The organism is Sporobacter termitidis DSM 10068 (assembly GCF_900130065.1).
Taxonomy (GTDB): Bacteria; Bacillota; Clostridia; order Oscillospirales; family Oscillospiraceae; genus Sporobacter; species Sporobacter termitidis.
Map to the genome: position 1 here is coordinate 64199 of NZ_FQXV01000004.1, position 19281 is coordinate 83479.

Sequence of the window (19281 nt, forward strand, 5' to 3'; positions counted from 1 at the left end):
GCCCGGCTGCCTCTTGCTTTTTATATCCTTGCGCTTTACGACAGGTCCTTCTTCTTAAATCTTAAAAACGCGCCGAAAAGGAACGCGGCGGCGAGCAGGAGCGCGATGACCGTATATACGGGGTCAAACCTGCCGGCAATCAGATCGGCCGGGATAAAGTATGTGAACGGAGAGATCAGCCTGAGGATGCCCGGGTTTTCCAGCATGTTGCAGATGACGCCCAGAATGAACGCGTACAGGAAGGCCAGGCTGCCGTAGAGAGCCCCCTTGTCGGGCCGCTTCGCCATGGCCGCCATGAAGGCGGAGAGCGCGATGAACAGCGAACCGACGAGGAAAACAGACAGCGCGAACAGCAAAATGGTCGCCGTGATATCTTCGTACGTTTTTAAAAGGCCGACGGCCATAACGGAGAACACGGCGGTGAAAACGCAGAAGAGCAGGAGATAGACCCAGGAAGCGGCCAGCTTCACGGCCAGCACGCGGGACCGGGAAGCCGGCTTTGTGAAAATGAACTCATACGTCTTGTCCACGGACTCGCGGACCACGGCGCCGGCGCCGAGATGGACGGCGTAAATGACGGCGCAGATGAGTACGTAGTAGTTGAGGATCGCCGTATAGCCGCCGAGTGTGTTGATGTCGACGCCGACGATGCCCATCACGGCCTGGACGATACGGGGAAATGACGTTACCATATCCGACATGCTCGCCCCTCCGGTATTGAGGCCCTCATATTTGACGATGCCGACAAAAACCAGGACAAACATTCCGATCATCCAGAAGACGAAAGGTTTCAGTCCGGCGCGCAGCTCGCGTTTGAAAATATTCATAATGCAACGCCTCCTTTAAAGGGCCGGGACGTCGTACTTGCAGTATTTCACATACGACAGGCCGATACAGGCGACGGCAACGGCGGCGGCCGTCACCGCGTACCGTGTCTCGAAACCGCCGGTTGAAAAAACGGCATAGGGCTGAAAGTAGGTAAGCGGCGAGATAAAACGAATGGCATCCTCGCGCAGCAGGGAGTATAGCGCCGACAGGATGAAGCCGGCAAAGCCCAGCGCCGTGGCAATGCCCGGGACGGAACGCACCTTTTTGGCAAACGTGGCGTACAGAGCGCCGATAGAGAGGAAAACGAGCTGCATGAAGAACAGGGCGCAGGAGGCCCAGACCGCCCGGTCAAGCTGGGCGGCGTCCTGTCCGCTGCCATTGTGCACGAGGATGGAAACGGCGACAAACAGGATGTTGGTGACGGCCAGCATGGTGAGCCCGGCCAGCAGCTTTGCGGTAAATATGGCCCCGCGGCCCACCGGCTTCGTCAGCAGGAAATCGACGCATTTGGAGCGCTTTTCCCGTGAAAAGGCCGAGATGGCGACGGCGGCGGCCATGATCGCCCCGATGATGGCGATATAGGTGTAAATGAACTGGAAGAAGCCTCCATAGGTAAATATCTGTTCGATGACGATGCCGAAGGCGGCGGAAAACGCCGGCGGGAAACCGCTGTAGGCTTTTTCAACGTCCGCCCTGCTGTCCATGAACACATGGTACAGTCCAGACATGAAAATCAGGAAAACAACGAGGATGCTGACGCTCCAGATGATGTATGTCCGAAGCTGGGATTTTATTTCGTATGAATAGATGTTCAAACCGCTCGCCTCCCGCTATTCGGAATAGTAGTGCATGAAAATTTCCTCAAGGGTCGGTTCGGTGATGTCGACGTTGACAAGAGGATATCTGCCAAGCTCTGTCAGCAGCGCGTTGACGTCGCCCTTGAAAATAAAGCCCGCGCTTTGCCCGGAAATCTCCAGGTTCTGCGCGCCAGGCACGGCAAAGCCGCGCAGGTCGGCCCCCGCCCGCGCCGTAAAGCTGACGGCTTTATATGCGCTTTGCTGCAGCTCATTGATTTTTTGGACGCTGACGATCCGGCCGTCCTTGATGATGGCGACGCGGTCGCAGATACGCTGGACCTCGCTGAGGATATGAGACGAGAAGAGCACCGTGGCGCCCCGCGCGTTCTCCTTTTTGATCAGGTCGAAAAACGTCTTCTGCATCAGGGGGTCCAGTCCGCTGGTGGGCTCGTCGAGAATGATGAGGCGCGGCGAATGCAGGAGCCCCTGGATGATGCCGACCTTTTTCTTGTTGCCGAGGCTCATGTCCTCGATTTTTTTGTGCAGATCGAGCTGCAGGAGAGAGGCGAGCTCCCCGATCTTTTTCGAGCAGTCCTTTTTGTAAAAGCTGGCGGAGTATTTGAACAGGTCGACGGCCCGCATATTGTCGTAGTAAAAGACTTCGCTGGGCAGATAACCCACGTCCTTCAGAATTTTGACCTTGTCCGCCTCGCAGTCGAGCCCAAAGATTCTCGCCTCGCCGCTCGTCTTGTGAATGAGGGACAAAAGCGTCCGGATCGTCGTGGACTTGCCCGCACCGTTGGGGCCGATAAAGCCGAAGATTTCGCCCTCCTCCACGGCGAGGCTGACGTCGGCGACGCCCCGGGTCCTGCCGTAAGACTTCGTCAGATTTTTTGTTTCTATGACCGCACTCATGACAGAAATTCCTCCTTGTATGACATGTTCCTCAAATAGGCCGACCAGAGCCTGTACTTTTCCATCACTTCTTCAAACCCGATAACATGGCCTGTCCGCTGCTTTTCGTGCAGGTAACCGTCCGTCATCCAGGTGAGCATCTGAAAGATATCCTTCGGGTTCACGTCGTCCCTGAATTTAGAGAAATCGATATTTGAGAAATAGGTGGCGAATATGTTCGCCGTCTCGTCCTTTACCTTCCGGTTGATATCCTCGGAAACCGATTCGCGCTGCGAGTAGAAGGCCCGGACGATGAAATCCATGATATACGGGCTCTGGCGCAGCATCTCGCATTTGCGCTCGGCCGCATAGGCGCACAGCTCAAAGAAATCGGTGATCTCCCCGAGGCGCGTGTCGACGACGTGCGTCTTGAGCATGCCGGCCGCTTTTTCGAACAGGAATAAATAGAGCGTCCGCTTGTCGTGGAAATAGTAAAACAAAAGCCCCTTGGAAATTCCGGCTTTGGCGGCGATATCCTCCGTCGAGGCATGCCTGTAATCGCTCCGGCCGAAGACCTCGAAGCCCGCGTTGATGATCCGCTGCTGCTTTTCCTCCGGCAGCTCATAGAACTTTTCGTTCATCTCCGTCACCTCCCTGACTGACTTGGTTTAACCGGTCCGGTCAATCTGAATGCATTGTACGCCGTTGACTATTTTTTTCAAGGCTCCTCCGGGGGGATGTTTTTGGAATTTTGAATAAAAAGCGCGGCATGGCAGCGGCGCGTTTTGTATCCGGTGCCCCGGTGGTCCGTTGTATCAAAACCGCCTTTATGCTACAATATGCGCATCATCAGGAAAGACGGTTTTTTATGGATACGATTTTCAAGCGTCTGACGTTTTCGCTCGATACGCTCACTGTTTTCAGGCCGGTCATGGATTCGTCCGTGCTCTCGTCGTTTTACAGGCTGTGCCGCGCCGCGTCAGACGGCGATGTGACAGAGGCTTCTTGCCGCTATGCCGGCGTTTATTACCGCCTGCGGGAGGCGGGGTTTGCGGGCGTGGGCGAATATGTGCTCGACGTTTTAAAATATTCCGAGCTGCCTTTTGCAAAGGCGATGGCGACGGGAGCGGCCGAGGCGTCCTACCTAGCGGCGGCCGAGCGGGACGTGCGCATCCTGTCGGAGGCCGCGTGCCTGTCCTGCGAAGATATCAAGCGCCAGCTGATGCATCTGCCGGGCGGCTATAACGACATTATCGGCACGCTGCCCGAATGGGAGACAGGCGTCTCGCTGTCCTTTGACGCGCTGAAATCCTTTTACAGGCAGAACGGGTCCGGCCCGCTGGCCAAATACCGGGCCTTTTTGTGGTCGGGCGATAAAATGACGCCCGTAGCCTCGCCGGACCCGGTCCGGTTTGACAGGCTTGTCGGTTACGACTGGCAGCGGCAGGCCGTTTTGGAGAACACAAGAGCACTCCTGGCCGGCCGGTTCGTCAATAATATCCTGCTCTACGGCGACAGCGGCACGGGGAAGTCGGCCACCGTCAAGTCCATGCTCAACGTGACGGAGTTTTCAAGCCTGACGCTCATAGAGGTGCCGAAGCAGAGCCTGACCGGCCTGCCCGACCTTCTGAGTGAGCTGGCCTGGCGGCCCCGGAAGTTTATCATATTCATCGACGATCTCTCCTTTGAGGACGGCGACGCCAAGTTTTCCGCGCTCAAGGTGATACTGGAGGGCAGCCTGGGGCGGCGGCCGCCGAATGTGGCGGTCTACGTCACCTCCAACCGCCGCCAGCTCGTCCGGCGGAACTTTTCCGACCGGGACGAGATGAACAACGAGGAGACGGTGGAGGAGAAGACGTCTCTGTCGGACCGTTTCGGCCTGCGGATTCCGTTTTTCTCGCTGAACCAGGAGGATTACCTGAAAACAGCCGAGACTCTCGCCAGACAGGCCGGCGTGGCTATGGACGACGCCGCGCTGCACCGGGCGGCGCTGCAGTGGGCGATCGAGCACGGCGCCAGAACGCCCCGCACCGCCCGCCAGTTCGCCGACGACCTGGCCGCAAAGCAGCCGGGATAACCAGTAAAAAGCAAAAGCAGGGGCCGCGGCCCCTGCTTCGTTTATTCAATGCTTATCGCCCGATATCCCGGGCAACCGTCCAGGCGGCCTGGGTGGCGGCAAGGATGTTTCTGGGGGTCACACAGTCGCCCAGCTGGTAGAACTCGCCCGCGCAGCCGCCGAGGGCGGCGGCCTCATCGCGGAGCGGCTTCTGGCCCACGGCGTAAACGACGGTGTCGGCGGGGAGCTCCAGCGTCCCGTCCGGGCCCTTGGCGGTGACGCCGGCCGGCGTGATCTCGCTGACGGCGGTCGAGGTGCGGACCTTGATGCCGAGCTTGCCGATTTGCTCAAGCAGCGCCAGCGTGTGCATGCTGAAATTGTCCACGGACAGCTCGGGGAGCATTTCGACGATGGACACATCCCGGCCCAGCATCGCCATATGTATGCCCAGCTCGATGCCCACCAGGCCGCCGCCCAAGATGACAAGACGCTTTCCGGCGCGCTCGGGGTGGTAATAGACCTCCTCCGCGCCCAGGACGTTAGGCCCGTCGATGCCCTTGACCGGCGGGACAAAGGGTCGCGCGCCCAATGCCGCGATGATCACATCGGGGCGGAGCTCTCTGGCGTATTCCGGCGTCACCTCTGTATTCAGCCGGACCTCGATGGGCGCCTTGGCGAGCATGTGCGCCTGATGCTCCAGATACGCCTTGAGCTTTTGCTTAAAGGAGATCTGATCCTCGCAGAGCAGGACGCCGCCGAGCTTCCCGCCCTTCTCGCAGAGGGTGACGCTGTGACCGCGCTCGGCCGCTGTCAATGCCGCCTGCATGCCGGCCACGCCGCCGCCGGCGACGAGCACGCGCTTTTTCTCCCGTACGGGCGGGAGGTACCGGGCCTCATCCTCATGCCCGACGACGGGGTTTATCGCGCAGTAGAAGATGCGGTGCCGGCCCACATTGCCGAAGCACGCCGAGCAGCGCATGCATTTGTTGATCTCGTCATCCCGGCCGGCGCGCGCCTTGAGCGGCAGGTCCGGGTCCGCCAGCGTCTGGCGGCCCAGTTCGATGATGTCGGCCTGGCCGGAGGCCAGAACCTCCTCCATGTGCGCGGGGTCCGTGAACGCGCCGACGGTGGCCACGTGGGTTTTGACGTGCTTTTTGATGGCGGCGGCGTATTTGACATTGCAGCCGTCCTCCAGGAACATGCTGGGGTGTGTGATGATCGTGGCCGACAGCACCTCGTGGTTCCCCGTGGAAACGTGGATGATGTCCACCTTGCCGTCCAGGGCCTTTGCAAACTCGATGCCCTCGTCGATATCGTACCCGTCCGGGTTCGTCTCCGAGCCGCTCATGCGGAACTCGATGGGGAAGCCCTTGCCGACGGCCTTCCGGACGCTGTCGACGATGGCCAGCGGGAAGCGCATGCGGTTTTCAAAGCTGCCGCCCCACCGGTCCGTCCTGGTGTTGATCTGCCCGGACCAGAACTGCGGGATCAGCCAGCCGTGGCCGCCGTGGATCGTCACCATGCCGAAGCCGCACTGTTTGGCAAACGCGGCAGCCTTGCCGTAGGCCTCGACCACATGAGCGATATCCTCCTCCGTCATGGCCGTCACGTCGCCGTATTTACCCGCCATGTTGACGGGGCCCTTGATCGGCGCGCCCGCGTCAAAGGACGCCTTGGCGAACATCCCCGCGTGGGACAGCTCCGCCGAGGCCACCGCCCCGTGGCGGTGGACGGCGCTGGCGAGCTTTGAAAGGCCCGGCAGCATTTTGGGGTTGTCCATCGGGATCAGCCAGTCATAATGCCGGCCGTTTTTCCAGTCGACGATGCAGTCGCCCACGCAGACAGAGGCAAAGCCGCCCCGCGCCTTTGTCTCGAAATAGGCGACCATGTCGTCATTGGGGAACAGGTCCGGGCCCAGGTTGTAAAAGCCCTGGGGAGACGAAAAAAGCCTGTTTCGGAAAAGCGCGCCGGCCACCTGGATCGGCTCGAACAGATGCGGATATTTCAGATCGCTCATACTTTTGGTCTCCTTTCATAAGGGGAGAAGCGGCATTTTTATCAAATAAATTGTAATTCTACCCCAGGACCTTGTCAACTGTAGTAAGAGAATAAATAACGGGCAAGATTTTATATGAAGCCCCAAAGCGTCCCCATACGGCAGGCCGCGCCGTCTGAGGATTTCCGGCCTGTCCCGTTCCGGTAAAAAACATACCATGCCGGTATTCCGGCACGGTATGTACGACGCAATGTCAAAACATATTTTCAATGAGGCAGCCGATGATTCCGGCGTGGCGGGCCTCGTCTTCCGAGAGGGCGAGGTAAGTATCCTTCAGGTCCGCGTCCGGTGTGGCTCCGGCGGCGGCCCGGTAGGCTGCCGCGCCAGCCTTCTCGTCAGAATATTTCCGGCGGAGCGCGTCGGGCACGGCACAGATCAGCGGGCAGGTGCTTGGGGGTGTGTATGTCTCGCCGGTGCGGATAAAGTATTTGGCCCGCAGCTTTTTCAGGTGGTGTCGCTCGTCGCAGGAGATGCGCATGAGTGTCTGGCGTGCGTTCCCGGAGCATTTGTTTGCAAGCAGGCAATAAAGCTGCGCGTCGCAGGACTCGTCGTCCATAAAGGCCCGGAGTCTTTCGTTTTCGTCGGGTTCGGTCCGCTTGACCGCCGGCTTCTGCTCCGGGACGGCGTCGGCCATCTCCGGCATCACGCGCCGCCATACAGCGTCGAACTTGGCCCTGTCGAACTGATCGTTGTCACGCTCCATACTATCAATCCTTCCGGGGGCGGGAAGATCGGGTTTGTCTTTTCCGCCAGGGTGCGGGAGCACCGTGGACTAAATTATACTATGCAATCAATATTGCCAGAGTGCAGGCAATCTGTTAGAATAAAAAACGGATAAAGGAAGGGAATTTGATGCCGAGATTTTTTATCGCCGCCTCGAACATTTTCGGCGGCGTCGCGTATCTGAGCGCAAAGGAAATCGAACATCTCCGTGCACTGCGCATCCGCCACGGCGAGAGCTTCACCGTCTGCGACGGTGCCGGGCAGGATTATACCTGCCGCCTGACGCGGCTGAATGACGACGGCGCCGAGGCGGAGGTCGTCGACATCGCCCCGTCGGCCGGCGAGCCCTCTGTTTTTTGCGCCGTTTACACCGCCTATTCAAAAGGGGATAAGCTTGAGACGGTCGTCCAGAAGTCCGTGGAGCTCGGCGCCACGGAGCTCGTTTTGTTCCCCTCGGCCCGGTGCGTTTCAAAGCCGGAGACGCTCTCCGTCCTGCACAAGACGAGCCGGCTCCAGAAAATCGCCGAGGAGGCGGCCAAGCAGTCGGGGCGCGGAAAGATCCCCTGGGTCACCGCCGTGCACTCGTTTGAGAACGCCGTCCTCAGCGCCTCTAAAAACGAGCTGCCCCTGTTTTTATACGAAAGTGAAAAGCAGCAAAGCCTGAAGGACGTGCTGGACGGCAGCGCCGGCGTCAAGACGGTGTCGATCATGACGGGACCCGAAGGCGGCTTTGAGCCGGAGGAAGCGGCGTTTGCCGCGGAGAACGGCATGAAGTCCGTTTCCGTCGGCCCGCGTATCCTGCGCTGCGAGACGGCCCCCGTCGCGGCGCTGGCGGCTGTGATGTACCACACCGGCAATCTATAATTCCCGCCCGCCCGCCCGACAGAGGTATAGGGCTGCGCCCTATGACCCCCTTTTTATGGGGCTTCGCCCCGGCCCCCCTGGGGGGTGAAGCCACGGCTCCCTTAGCAGGGGAGCCCCCTCAGTCCCTTGGGATGCGTAGGGCGGGATGACCTCATCCCGCTGCCTTAGTTGGCGCCGCTGAGTCTCTTCTTTAGCAAACGCCGCCAACAGATAAGCACAACCCTCGGCTCCCTCTTGGAGGGAGCTGTCGGCGGAGCCGACTGAAGGAGTTGGCTTGTGCCGCGTCGCTGCGCAGTTGCCAGTGAGCGCCAGCAAGCGGGGCGGATACGGATTCCGCGCCTTTCTGCCCTCTTTAAATTCACTTCACTAATTCGAAAAATACCAGGGCCGGGCCCTGTTTTTTAAGGAGCAAATCGACATGTCAATGACGGAACTGCACAAAAACGGCGTTTATCTGGTCAACGGAAAGCCTGTGCCGGCGGCGGAGGCCAAGGGCGCCGCGGCGCCGGACGAGGCCCGCGAGCGGACGATGGCGTATCAGATCCTGCGGAAGCATGACAAGAGCGCGGACCCGAGAAAGCTCCGGGTCAAATTCGACGCCCTTGTGTCCCACGATATTACATACGTCGGCATCATCCAGACGGCGCGCGCCTCGGGAATGACGAAGTTCCCGATCCCGTACGCGCTGACGAACTGCCATAACAGCCTGTGCGCCGTCGGCGGCACGATCAACGAGGACGACCACGCCTTCGGCCTTTCCGCCGCGAAAAAATACGGCGGCATCTTCGTCCCGGCCAATCAGGCCGTCATCCATCAGTACGCCCGCGAGGCGCTCTGCGGCTGCGGCAAGATGATCCTAGGCTCGGACTCCCATACCCGCTACGGCTGCTACGGCGCCATGGGGGTCGGCGAGGGCGGGGGAGAGCTGGCCAAGCAGCTTTTGGAGAATACATACGACGTGGACGCGCCGGAGGTCGTCCTCGTCTGGGTGGAGGGGACGGTCCCGCACGGCGTCGGGCCCCATGATGTGGCCATCGCGCTGGTGAGCGCGACGTTCCAAAGCGGCTTTGTGAAGAATAAGATCATGGAATTTGCCGGCCCGGGCATCGAGGCGCTGTCCATGGACTTCCGCATCGGCGTCGACGTCATGACGACGGAGACGAGCTGCCTGTCCTCTATCTGGATCACCGACGACAAGGTCGCGGCGTACTACAAAAATGTCGGCCGCCCCGAGGCGTACGCCAAAATGACACCGGCCGACGGCGCGTACTATGATTCTATGGTCAGCGTGAACCTGAGCGAGATGGAATCGATGATCGCGCTGCCGTTCCACCCCTCCAAGGCCTACACCATTCATGAGCTCCAGAAGGATCCCGGGCGCATCTTTACGGAGATCGAAGCGGAGTGCAACAAGGAGCTGGGCGGGCACGTCGCGCTGGACCTGCGCCGCAGCATCAACGATAAGGGGCAGGTCGCCGTGGAGCAGGGCGTTATCGTCGGCTGCTCGGGCGGCATGTATGAGAACATCTCCGAGGCGGCCGACATCCTCGCCGGCAAATCGGTGGGCGACGGTTATTTTTCGCTGTCCGTCTATCCGTCGTCCACGCCCGTCGGCCTTGCCATGACGAAGGACGGCATTTCCGCAGCGCTCATGGAAACCGGGACGCTGATCAAACCGGCGTTCTGCGGGCCCTGCTTTGGCGCGGGCGATACGCCGGCCCACAACACGCTCTCCATCCGCCACGCCACGCGCAACTTTGCCAACCGTGAGGGCTCCAAGCCGTCGGGCGGCCAGATCGCGGCGGTGGCGCTTATGGACGCGCGCTCCATCGCGGCTACGGCGGCAAACGGCGGCATCCTCACGGCGGCCACCGATATCGACTATACTGTTACGCCGAGAGAATACAAATACGACCCCGCCATTTACGAAAAGCGCGTCTACAACGGCTTCGGCCGGCCGGACCCGTCCGTGGAGCTCCGGTTCGGCCCCAATATCGCCGACTGGCCGAAGATGTACCGCATGGACGACGATCTGCTGGTAAGGCTCTGCGCCGTCATCCGGGACGAGGTCACCACGACGGACGAGCTCATTCCCTCCGGCGAAACGTCCTCCTACCGCTCCAATCCCATCGCCTTGTCCGAGTTTACGCTGTCGCGGCGCGTGCCGGAATACGTGGGGCGCAGCAAGGCGGTCCGCGAGCTTGAGGCGGCGCGCCGGAACGGGGGAGCGCCCGCCGACGTGGCGGAGGTTCTCAAAAAGGTCGGCGGAGACGTCAAAAAGACGACGGTGGGCTCCTGCGTCTTTGCCAAAAAGCCCGGAGACGGCAGCGCCCGCGAGCAGGCGGCCTCCTGCCAGAAGGTCCTGGGCGGCTGGGCGAATATCTGCTTTGAGTACGCCACGAAGCGTTACCGCTCCAACTGCCTCAACTGGGGCATCGTCCCGTTCACCATCGACAAGAGCGAGCCGTTTGCGTATACCGACGGCGACTGGGTCTATGTCCCCGGCATCCGCCAGGCGATATTGAACGGCGTCGAGACCATCCCCGGCAAGGCCGTCACCAAGGACGGCGTGAAGGACATCACACTCTACTGCAAGGGCCTCAGCCCCGACGAAAAGCTGATCCTCACCGAGGGCTGCCTCATGAACTACTACGCGGCAGGCTACGGCAAATAGCCCATCCGCCCGCCCGCCCAATAGAGGTATAGGGCTGCGCCCTATGACCCCTTTTTATGGGGCTTCGCCCTGATCACACCTTAAAAGGAGACTGACCCTACATGCCCAAAATACAAATGACAACGCCGATTGTGGAGATGGACGGCGACGAGATGACCAGGATCATCTGGCGGATGATCAAGGACAAGCTCCTTCTGCCGCATGTTGACCTGAAGACGGAATATTACGACCTCGGCCTTCTAAGCCGCAACGCGACGAAGGACCAGGTGACGGTGGACGCGGCCAACGCCACGAAGAGGCTCGGCGTCGCCGTCAAATGCGCCACCATCACGCCGAACAAGCAGCGCATGGCCGAATACCCGGAGCTCACCGAGATGTGGAAGTCGCCCAACGCCACCATCCGCGCCATCCTGGACGGCACCGTTTTCAGGACGCCCATCATCATCGACTGCGTGAAGCCCGTCGTCAAAAACTGGGAAAAGCCGATCACGGTGGCCCGTCACGCCTACGGCGATATCTACAAGGCCGTCGAGCTGGTCACCGGCGAGCCGGGGGAGTGCACGCTGACCTTCAAGGGCGACAGCGGCACGGAAAAGACCGTCTCCGTCCAGAAGGTCAAAGGGCCCGCCGTGTGGCAGGCCATGCACAACAGGGAGGACAGCATCCGCTCCTTCGCCAAAGCGTGTTTCCAGTACGCCGTCGATATAAAGCAGGACGTCTGGTTTTCCACGAAGGACACGATATCCAAGGTCTATGACGGCCAGTTCCGGGCGATCTTCGAGGAGGAGTTCGAGGCCTATAAGGAAAAGTTCGCCGCCCTCGGCATCACATATTTCTATACGCTCATCGACGACGCGGTGGCGCGCGTCATCCGCTCCAAGGGCGGCTTTATCTGGGCCTGCAAGAACTACGACGGCGACGTCATGAGCGACATGATCTCCACGGCCTTCGGGTCCCTGGCGATGATGACGAGCGTATTGGTAGCCCCGGACGGCACCTGCGAGTTTGAAGCCGCCCACGGCACCGTGACAAAGCATTATTACAATCACCTCAAGGGCGAGAAGACCTCCACGAACCCTATGGCGACGATCTTCGCCTGGACGGGCGCACTGCGGAAAAGGGGAGAGCTGGACGGGCTCGGCGATTTGGTCTCATTCGCCGACAGGCTCGAAAAAGCATGCTTCGACACCCTCATGAGCGGCAGCATGCCAAAGGAGCTGGCCGCCCTCACGGATAGCGGCTTCAAGGCCGCCGCCGTCACCACCGAGGAATTTATCGACGCTGTCGCATCGAAACTATAAAACTAAGGGATCACGCGGCGTCCCTTTTCTCTGCGGCGGAACGCTAAAGCCCCGCCGCTGAGAAACCGCTTGTACGTATGGTTCACGGTATTGCAAGTAGGGGCGATTATCAATCGCCCGTCTGCCGCTGATTCGGGAGATCATTCAATCCGTATGTCTTCCACAACAACGAGGCGAACACAGTTCGCCCCTACGCTGTAAAAATGCCGTAGGGGCGAACTGTGTTCGCCCTTTTGCGTTTGTCGAAAAACCATGCGGGGGCGGATTTCATAACCGCCCTTTTGCGTTTGTCATCGCCGGTTGAGAACTTCATGTTAATGATTGACAGCATAATACTAAAGTCTTATCATATTAGTATGAATTAGGGTAAAACCATAGGAACATATCTGGCGGCTGCCATGAAACAAGGAACCGTCAGGCGCGACATGGAAAGGAGCGCTTTATGAACGAAACACTCGATACATTGCTCAACAGGAGAAGCATCCGCAAATTCAAGGCTGAGCAGATCAGCGACAGCGCGCTGAACGCCGTGCTGGAGGCGGGGCGGTACGCGCCCAGCGGCGGCAATCAGCAGTCGGCCATATTCGTCGTGATCCAGAGTAAGGACGAGCTGCGGAACCAGTCTCGGATGAACGCCGCCGTGATCGGCAAAGACGGGATCGACCCATATTACGGCGCGCCCACAATCATCCATGTCCTGGCGGAAAAGGATAAGATCACGCCTGTGGAAGACGCCGCGCTGGCGCTGGGCAACATGCTCAACGCGGCCCACGCGCTGGGTCTCGGCTCCTGCTGGATTCACCGCGCGCAGCAGATGTTTGAGAGCGACGAGGGAAAGGCGCTGCTGAAGAAGTGGGGCGTCACCGGCGACTATGTGGGTGTCGGCACCTGCATCCTGGGATACCCCGATATGGAAACGCCCAAGGCCGCGCCCCGGAAGGAAAACGCCGTATTCTTTGTAAAATAAGCCCGCCCCTCCCACCCAATAGAGGTATAGGGGGCTGGCGCCCCCTATGACCCTCAGGGGAACGATGGGGCGGAGCCCCATACCCCGCGGCGGGGCTCCGCCCCGGAAGCTTTTGGAGCTTTGCATCGCGCCGTGTCTGGCTCCCTCCCCGAGGGAGCCGTCGGCGGAGTATTCCTCGTATTGCGCCGCTGAGGGATGGCGGATACGAAATCCACCCTTGCCAATACATGAAAAAATGAACGCCGGGCCATACTGTCCGGCGTTCATTTTTGAAAATCATATTGAGAGGAGAGCCTCAGGGGTTCCGCTGCGGACGGCGGAGATAAAGTTCTATCCGTCCTTTCGGATTATGTCCGGCGCTTTTTCTCTGATTGGAGCAGCTCGACGAGCAGCTTCGCGTCTTCACGGGCGAGGACTTCGAATTCTATGGATTTGTTTTTCAGGATCGAGACGTATTTCTCCCGGTCGCCGGTCACGGCCCTGACGGCGGCCTTGACTTCCTCGATGTCGAAGTTCTTGACGTCGCCGGCGGAAGGCATGTCGAGGGCTTTGATGTAGGCCTCGACCTTGGGGTCGTAGATCATACCGATGAGCGGCACGCACATCCGCGCCGAGAATATGAGCGTGTGCAGGCGCATGGCCAGGACGAAATCGGCGCCGCCGATGATGCCCATGATCTGCTCCGCCGTGTAGCGCGTGTCCAGGACGCAGGCCTTGCTTTTCATCAGACGCACGACGTCGTAGCTGATGCCGATGTCGTTGGGCGTCTGCATGGCGATAAAAATGACGGTCCTGCCGAAGTTTTCGGCGATGTCGTCGCAGAGCGCGGCGACCTTTTCCTTGAACGTCCCCATTGTGCTCCAGTTGCGCACCGAAACGCAGACGTACGGCTTGTCCAGAGGGATGCCGCTTTTGGAAAGCAGGCCGCGGGCCTCCTCCCGAGTTGCGCCGATTAGCGTAAACACGGGGTCGGCCGTGACGCGGATGTCGGCGCGGCGGACGCCCATGCTCAGAAGCTCCTGGGCGGAGGCGGCGTCGCGCAGGGTGATCACATCGGCTTTGCCGACGATGCGCCGGACAAGCATGCGGTTGATTTTTTTCCGGACCGGGCCGATGCCGTTGGCGTAGACCATGACTTTTTTATGGAACATCTCGGCGACCTGAATGATCATCAGATAGTACATCAGCGACCGGGTGGAGGTGTGGTCCTGCAGCAGGCTGCCGCCGCCGGACACCAGCGCGTCGCACCGGCGGAGCGTGTTCAGCACTTCGATGAAGGCAAAGCGGTTGACGGCGTCGTAGCCGTACCGGATTTTTGTATCCTCCGGGTCGCTGGAGAGCACGGTGATGGCAATGTCACCGCCGGAACCCTCGATGTTCTGGTGTATGGACTGCAAAATGGCCTCGTCTCCGGCGTTGCCGAAGCCGTAGTAGCCGCTCATGACGACGCTGTATTTCCGCGGGCGGACGGCGTCGTACGCCTTCTGGCAGTCGTTCGTCATACGGCTGACGGAGTAATCGGACAATATCAGCCGCCGCTCCTCGGCCCCCAGCGCCGCGCGGCCCTCCGGCGTCATCTCAAAGCAGCGGAGAATGTCGCTCAGGAGCAGCGCCTCCGATGAGGCCGTAAAGCCCCGGCAGCAGAAGTTGCTTTCCTGTGCCGCCGGCAGGTTTTCCGATGAAAACAGGCCGATATACCCCTCATTGCCCGCCAAAATCACCGGCTTCTCCGACGCCATGGCTTCCAGGGCCGCGCGGGATACGCCAATGAAAATATCTCCGGCAGCGATGATTTCGTTGATATCCGTCCGGGGGCCCGTCATGGCCACGACCTGCCGCCTGGCGGCAGCGTTCACAGCGTCGGCCTTTGTCTTCAGCGCGTCATAGACGTCGCCGCCGCCGGCGATCAGCAGCTGAACGCCGGGGAGCTTTTTGTCCAGCGCCAGCGCCAGATCGATCAGCTGACTGGCGACAAGAGCTCTGTCCGTGTCCAGCCGGCTGACGTAGGAAATGATCGGGTGCGTGCTGTCCAGACCAAATTCCCTGATGATTTTATCGCCGGACGCCCCCGACGAGAATTTTTCCGTGTCGATGCCGTTGATGGTGACGAAGATATCGCGCTCGTTTATTTTATAATTCTTGACGAGATAGTCCTTGATATCCTCGGACACGGCGATCGTCTTCTGGCCCCAGTTCGTCAGATAACGGAGGCTGCCGCTGATGTCGAAGACCCAGTGCGCCGTGGTGACGAAGGGAAAATGCATCGTCTTGTGAAGAAGGCCGCAGATAAACGCCGAGATCCGCGCGTGGGCGTGGACCATGTCGGGTTCTTCCTTTTTGATGATTTTTCGGAGCAGGAAGTAGGAGCGCAGCATGGTGAGCACGTTGCGCCTGTTCATAGGGACCTGGTAGTGCCGGATGCCGAGCTTTTCGATGTCGGATACATAGACGCCCCCGTTGGAGGCGATGACGACATCGTCCCCGCGCCGCCGGAGCTCCGATGCAAGCTCGACGATATGCGTTTCGGCGCCGCCGATGCCCAGGCTCATCGTGGCCATCATAATCTTCCGGGCCATTATTCGATCTCCATTATCGTCGCTTCAAACGTGCAGAATTTCGTTAAAAACGTGCGGTTGGAGTTGGTGTTGAGCTCGTAGGTCTTGTTGACGAGATATCGGCCGCCGCTGAGGGCCCCGTGGGCCGTTACCGTCACGGTGACGTCGTAGTGAGCGGCGTAATTGCCGAGGACCAGCTTGCCGTCCACCGTCTCGGAAATCTTTTTGGCGTCCGAAACCGCAATGTCCGTGATTGTTCCGATGCTGTATCCGCCGCTGTTGTTTTTGTCAAACAGCGCGTCGCCGGCCTTGAGGGCATTCGCCGTATAGTCGCGGACGCCGTAAATTTTGATTGTATAGGTGATCGACCCTGTTTCCGCGGCGCTGTCCGTCGGATTGAGGACATCGTACCGGAGGTACAGCGCCACGCCGACCACGACGACGATCAGGATCACCAAAAAATCGATGATGCTGACTTTACCGAATACTCTGCCGTGCTCATCAATGATTTTTTTCATTGCCCCAGATCCTCCCGGTTGATTGCGACGATATAGCCGAGACCCGCGTAGCCCGGGCCTGCGGCGTGGACTTCCTGCCCCACGCGGATGACGTAGCCGCTGGCGGCCGTGATCTGAGAGTCGGTAGATGAGGCGTCGCAGACCAGCGCGACGGTGGCCGTCTCCTTGCCCGGGACCTCGGACCGCAGCGTGTCGCCGGTCATATAATCCTTTGTGTCCGATGTCGCCGGCGCAATAGAGACCGACTCGACCGTCCCGATAATAAACTTCTTGTCGCTGTCCATGATCGTGTCACCTGTTTTGATTTTCTCGGGCGTCCCGGCCAGCATGCCGCTCAGCTCGATAGAATAGTGCACCGATTTTGTGTTGGCGGCGGGGTTGCTGCTCTTGCCGGACGACCGCCAGACAAAAATGAGCACGCAGGCCACGATAATGACGACCACGATGATAATGATGTCGAAGATGCTGATTTTAAAACGCGGTTTATTCTGTTTATTTTCCATCATTGACTCCTTTCAGCGCCTTTTGGTAGACGGCCTCGATATTTTCCGCGAAGATCTTTCCCGTATAGCGCGCGGAATACATCAGCGGGGCGTTTTCGGCGAGCTTCGCGTAAAGCGCCGGGTCGGACATAAGCCGCCGGATTTGGTCCGCCAGGCCCCGGCTGTCCATGCTTTTGAAAACGAGGCCGTTTTTCTCATGCTCGATGATATAGGGGTTTCCGCCGTAATCGCTGACAATGGCCGGAAGACCGGCGCTCATGCCCTCCAGGAGCGACAGGGAGGTCGCCTCGGTACCGTAAGAGGCGTTGAGCTGCGCGTCCAGCATGCCGTAGACCGGTGCCACGTCGGAGACGAAGCCAAGAAATATGACGTTGTCCTGGAGCCCAAGTTCCGCCGCCCGCTTTCGGACCTCCTCCTCGAAGGACCCGGTCCCGGCGACCGCGACCTTGACGCTCCGGCCCTCGTCCCTGAGAATTTTCGCCGCGTCCAGGATGATCATATGGCCCTTGTAGGGCTCGATCCGGGCGATGATGCCGCAGGCGAAATCGTCTTCGCCAATACCGTACCGGGCCCGCAGCAGGCGGCGCTCCTCGCCGGAGACGCGGCTCACGGGCTCGACGCCGTTGATGACCACGTCGATGAGCCCGGCGCTGATACCGCCGTCGGTGAGGTTTTCCTTGGCGGCCTGGCTGACGGCGATGATCCTGTCGGCGTAATGCTCGTTGACAAGCTTGTTGAGCAGATGCCCCGGTCCCGACCGGATACGCGGGCTGACGGGGAAAACGGAGTGCCGCGTGTAGATGACTGTTTTGCCGCAGCGCCGCCCGGCAATGCGCCCCGACAGGGAGCCGTGGGTGTGCACGATGTCGGGGTCAAGCTCCCGGATCAGCTGCCTGAGCTTTCGGATGTCGCCGCGGTCAAAGGACTTGTCCGGGCTGATGTCCAGCTCGTATACCCCGGCGCCGGCGTCCCGGAGCGGCGCGGCGAGCAGGCTGCCCCGGGGCAGGCAGACGGCGGTGTCGAACGATGCTCTGTCGCTGTATTTCAGGTAGTTGAGAATGACCCTGCCGGCGCCGCCGATGTTGGTGTCGCTGATGACGTTTAAGACTTTAACCATAACGGCCCCTCTTCCATTTCCGGACGTCGGGCCATGATGGCGCCCAGCCCGATAAATATCCAGAACAGGAGCATGACGCAGTTGTTATAAAAAGCGTAGTCGGTCATGCCCTGCAGCAAAAACGCGCTGACGGAGGCGATCGCCGCAATGAGATAGGTCCTCGACGTTTTATCGCGCGTTCTCGAAAAGGCGGTGAAGGTCCTCCTGTAGTAGCTGAACAGGATGGCCACGAAAAGTATCAGGCCGACGATCCCGCTGTCGCACATGATCTGCAGAAACAGGTTGTGGGCGTGGGGCGCGGCGATGGTGTTGTAGCTGTAGGCGGGGTAGATGAGGTTGAAGGCGTTGGTGCCCGGCCCGATGCCGGAAAACCAGTAGTCCTTCAGCATGGCGATCGTGCCCATCCAGATATAGACGCGGTACGAGGTGGAGCTGTCGGACAGGTTCCCGATGCTTGAAAACCGCTCGGTGACCGTTTGGGGGAGGAAGAAGTACAGCGCGACCAGCGCCACAATGCCGAGCAGGATGAAGCGCGCGTCCAGCATGACGATGAAAATGACCGCCGCCAGGATGAGGCCGAGATAGCCTCCGCGCGAAAACGTGACGATCATGCACACGGCCATGACGGCAAGGCAGCAGAGGAAAAATACTCTCTGCCACCAGGTTTTTCCGGTGAGGACGCAGGCGGCGGCAAAGGGCATGACCAGCAGCAGGTATTCCGACAGCACGTTCGGATTTCCGAGGGTGGAATAGACCCTGTTGGTGATCCCGGAGAACATGTCGCTGTCCACCCAGGCGCCCGCCGTGGCCGGATTATAGAAAATGTACTGATAAATACCGTACAGCGCCACGGCCGTACCGGCCACGACAATGAGGCGGACGGCAAGGTCGGCCTGCTTTTTTGTAGTGACCGCATTGTCGAAAGCGATGGCAAAGAGCGCGAACAGCACGGTGATGAGGCCCGTAAACAGGCTGCCCGATACCGTTACGGACGTCAAAGTCGCCACAAGATAGACGGCGCAAAACAGAAGGATGTATTTGTTCACCGGCGAATAAAACAGCCGGAGGCTCCTGTCCGTGCCGAAGCGGACAAACAGGGTGAACACGCCGACGATGACGAGGCATAAAACAACCATCGTCGGAAGGAACGGCGCCAGAACGGCGGGCAGCAGGCACCCGAAGAACGCCTGCTTGAAAATGCTGCCCTCAAAGAGCCTGTTGAGACGCAGCTTTTCGAAAACGACGCAGACCGCCCCGTGCAGCTTTCCGAAGAGCTTTGAGAAAACGCTGTTGTCGGTGAGCGCGCGCCCGCGGCCCGGGGAGAGAAACCACGAGACGATCCGGCTCCGGTGCCACATGACGCCGACCCAGCTGAAGAACGCGGTCAGCCATCTGAGAAAAATGCTCGACTTAAAAATTTCCTGCATC

16 protein-coding genes are annotated in these 19281 nt (G+C 59.7%); 5 read left to right on the forward strand and 11 right to left on the reverse strand.

The features are described from left to right. Nucleotides 1-35 precede the first annotated feature (35 nt). The 4 genes from BUB60_RS07100 to BUB60_RS07115 are packed head-to-tail and all read right to left on the reverse strand — an operon-like array spanning nucleotide 36 to nucleotide 3160. On the reverse strand, nucleotides 36-827 hold the full coding sequence (locus BUB60_RS07100; RefSeq protein ID WP_073077178.1) for an ABC transporter permease: 792 nt from the start codon (nucleotides 825-827) through the stop codon (nucleotides 36-38). A gap of 15 nt (nucleotides 828-842) precedes the next feature. Then, nucleotides 843-1643, reverse strand: a complete 801-nt coding sequence (locus BUB60_RS07105; RefSeq protein ID WP_073077180.1) for an ABC transporter permease subunit — start codon at nucleotides 1641-1643, stop codon at nucleotides 843-845. Nucleotides 1644-1658: 15 nt separating this feature from the next. Continuing rightward, complete coding sequence (locus tag BUB60_RS07110; protein ID WP_073077182.1) at nucleotides 1659-2540, reverse strand: ABC transporter ATP-binding protein; 882 nt, start codon at nucleotides 2538-2540, stop codon at nucleotides 1659-1661. Further along, a complete protein-coding gene (locus BUB60_RS07115) occupies nucleotides 2537-3160 on the reverse strand; it encodes a TetR/AcrR family transcriptional regulator (RefSeq protein WP_073077184.1) in 624 nt (207 codons plus the stop codon). Before BUB60_RS07115 ends, BUB60_RS07110 begins: the two co-directional genes overlap by 4 nt. A 227-nt stretch (nucleotides 3161-3387) precedes the next feature. Between BUB60_RS07115 and BUB60_RS07120 the strand changes: the two genes are divergently transcribed. Further along, a complete protein-coding gene (locus BUB60_RS07120) occupies nucleotides 3388-4596 on the forward strand; it encodes an ATP-binding protein (RefSeq protein WP_073077612.1) in 1209 nt (402 codons plus the stop codon). 52 nt (nucleotides 4597-4648) lie between these two features. Here BUB60_RS07120 and BUB60_RS07125 read toward each other — a convergent pair whose 3' ends face one another. Together BUB60_RS07125 and BUB60_RS07130 are read right to left on the reverse strand one after the other, a co-directional pair. Further along, nucleotides 4649-6592, reverse strand: a complete 1944-nt coding sequence (locus tag BUB60_RS07125) for an oxidoreductase (protein WP_073077186.1) — start codon at nucleotides 6590-6592, stop codon at nucleotides 4649-4651. Nucleotides 6593-6824: 232 nt separating this feature from the next. Then, on the reverse strand, nucleotides 6825-7334 hold the full coding sequence (locus BUB60_RS07130) for a ferritin-like domain-containing protein (protein ID WP_073077189.1): 510 nt from the start codon (nucleotides 7332-7334) through the stop codon (nucleotides 6825-6827). 149 nt (nucleotides 7335-7483) lie between these two features. Between BUB60_RS07130 and BUB60_RS07135 the strand changes: the two genes are divergently transcribed. The 4 genes from BUB60_RS07135 to BUB60_RS07150 all read left to right on the forward strand — a co-directional run bounded on the left by BUB60_RS07135 (nucleotide 7484) and on the right by BUB60_RS07150 (nucleotide 13160). Further along, nucleotides 7484-8218 (forward strand): RsmE family RNA methyltransferase, encoded by a 735-nt coding sequence (locus BUB60_RS07135; protein WP_073077191.1) that lies wholly within the window; start codon nucleotides 7484-7486, stop codon nucleotides 8216-8218. 424 nt (nucleotides 8219-8642) lie between these two features. After that, nucleotides 8643-10892 (forward strand): hydratase, encoded by a 2250-nt coding sequence (locus BUB60_RS07140; protein WP_073077615.1) that lies wholly within the window; start codon nucleotides 8643-8645, stop codon nucleotides 10890-10892. A 101-nt stretch (nucleotides 10893-10993) separates the two neighbouring features. Further along, nucleotides 10994-12193: an NADP-dependent isocitrate dehydrogenase gene (locus BUB60_RS07145; protein ID WP_073077194.1), complete on the forward strand. Its 1200-nt coding sequence runs from the start codon at nucleotides 10994-10996 to the stop codon at nucleotides 12191-12193. Between the two features lie 442 nt (nucleotides 12194-12635). Continuing rightward, the gene (locus tag BUB60_RS07150; RefSeq protein ID WP_073077196.1) at nucleotides 12636-13160 is read left to right on the forward strand and encodes a nitroreductase family protein; all 525 of its coding nucleotides are present in this window, start codon (nucleotides 12636-12638) and stop codon (nucleotides 13158-13160) included. Nucleotides 13161-13507: 347 nt separating this feature from the next. On the opposite strand, the gene csaB is transcribed toward BUB60_RS07150, so the two are convergent. Genes csaB through BUB60_RS07185 form a run of 5 tightly spaced genes read right to left on the reverse strand, consistent with a single transcriptional unit; the run spans nucleotide 13508 to nucleotide 19280 of the window. After that, a complete protein-coding gene (gene csaB, locus BUB60_RS19540) occupies nucleotides 13508-15736 on the reverse strand; it encodes a polysaccharide pyruvyl transferase CsaB (protein WP_084726323.1) in 2229 nt (742 codons plus the stop codon). Next, complete coding sequence (locus BUB60_RS07170) at nucleotides 15736-16233, reverse strand: DUF4330 domain-containing protein (RefSeq protein WP_073077198.1); 498 nt, start codon at nucleotides 16231-16233, stop codon at nucleotides 15736-15738. The genes csaB and BUB60_RS07170 overlap by 1 nt, the downstream gene beginning before the upstream one ends. After that, nucleotides 16230-16736, reverse strand: coding sequence for a DUF4330 family protein (locus BUB60_RS07175; RefSeq protein ID WP_073077200.1), 507 nt, complete (start codon nucleotides 16734-16736; stop codon nucleotides 16230-16232). The genes BUB60_RS07170 and BUB60_RS07175 overlap by 4 nt, the downstream gene beginning before the upstream one ends. Then, a complete protein-coding gene (locus BUB60_RS07180; RefSeq protein WP_073077202.1) occupies nucleotides 16726-17853 on the reverse strand; it encodes a glycosyltransferase family 4 protein in 1128 nt (375 codons plus the stop codon). Before BUB60_RS07180 ends, BUB60_RS07175 begins: the two co-directional genes overlap by 11 nt. Next, on the reverse strand, nucleotides 17838-19280 hold the full coding sequence (locus tag BUB60_RS07185) for an O-antigen ligase family protein (RefSeq protein WP_073077204.1): 1443 nt from the start codon (nucleotides 19278-19280) through the stop codon (nucleotides 17838-17840). The genes BUB60_RS07180 and BUB60_RS07185 overlap by 16 nt, the downstream gene beginning before the upstream one ends. Nucleotide 19281: the final 1 nt, after the last annotated feature.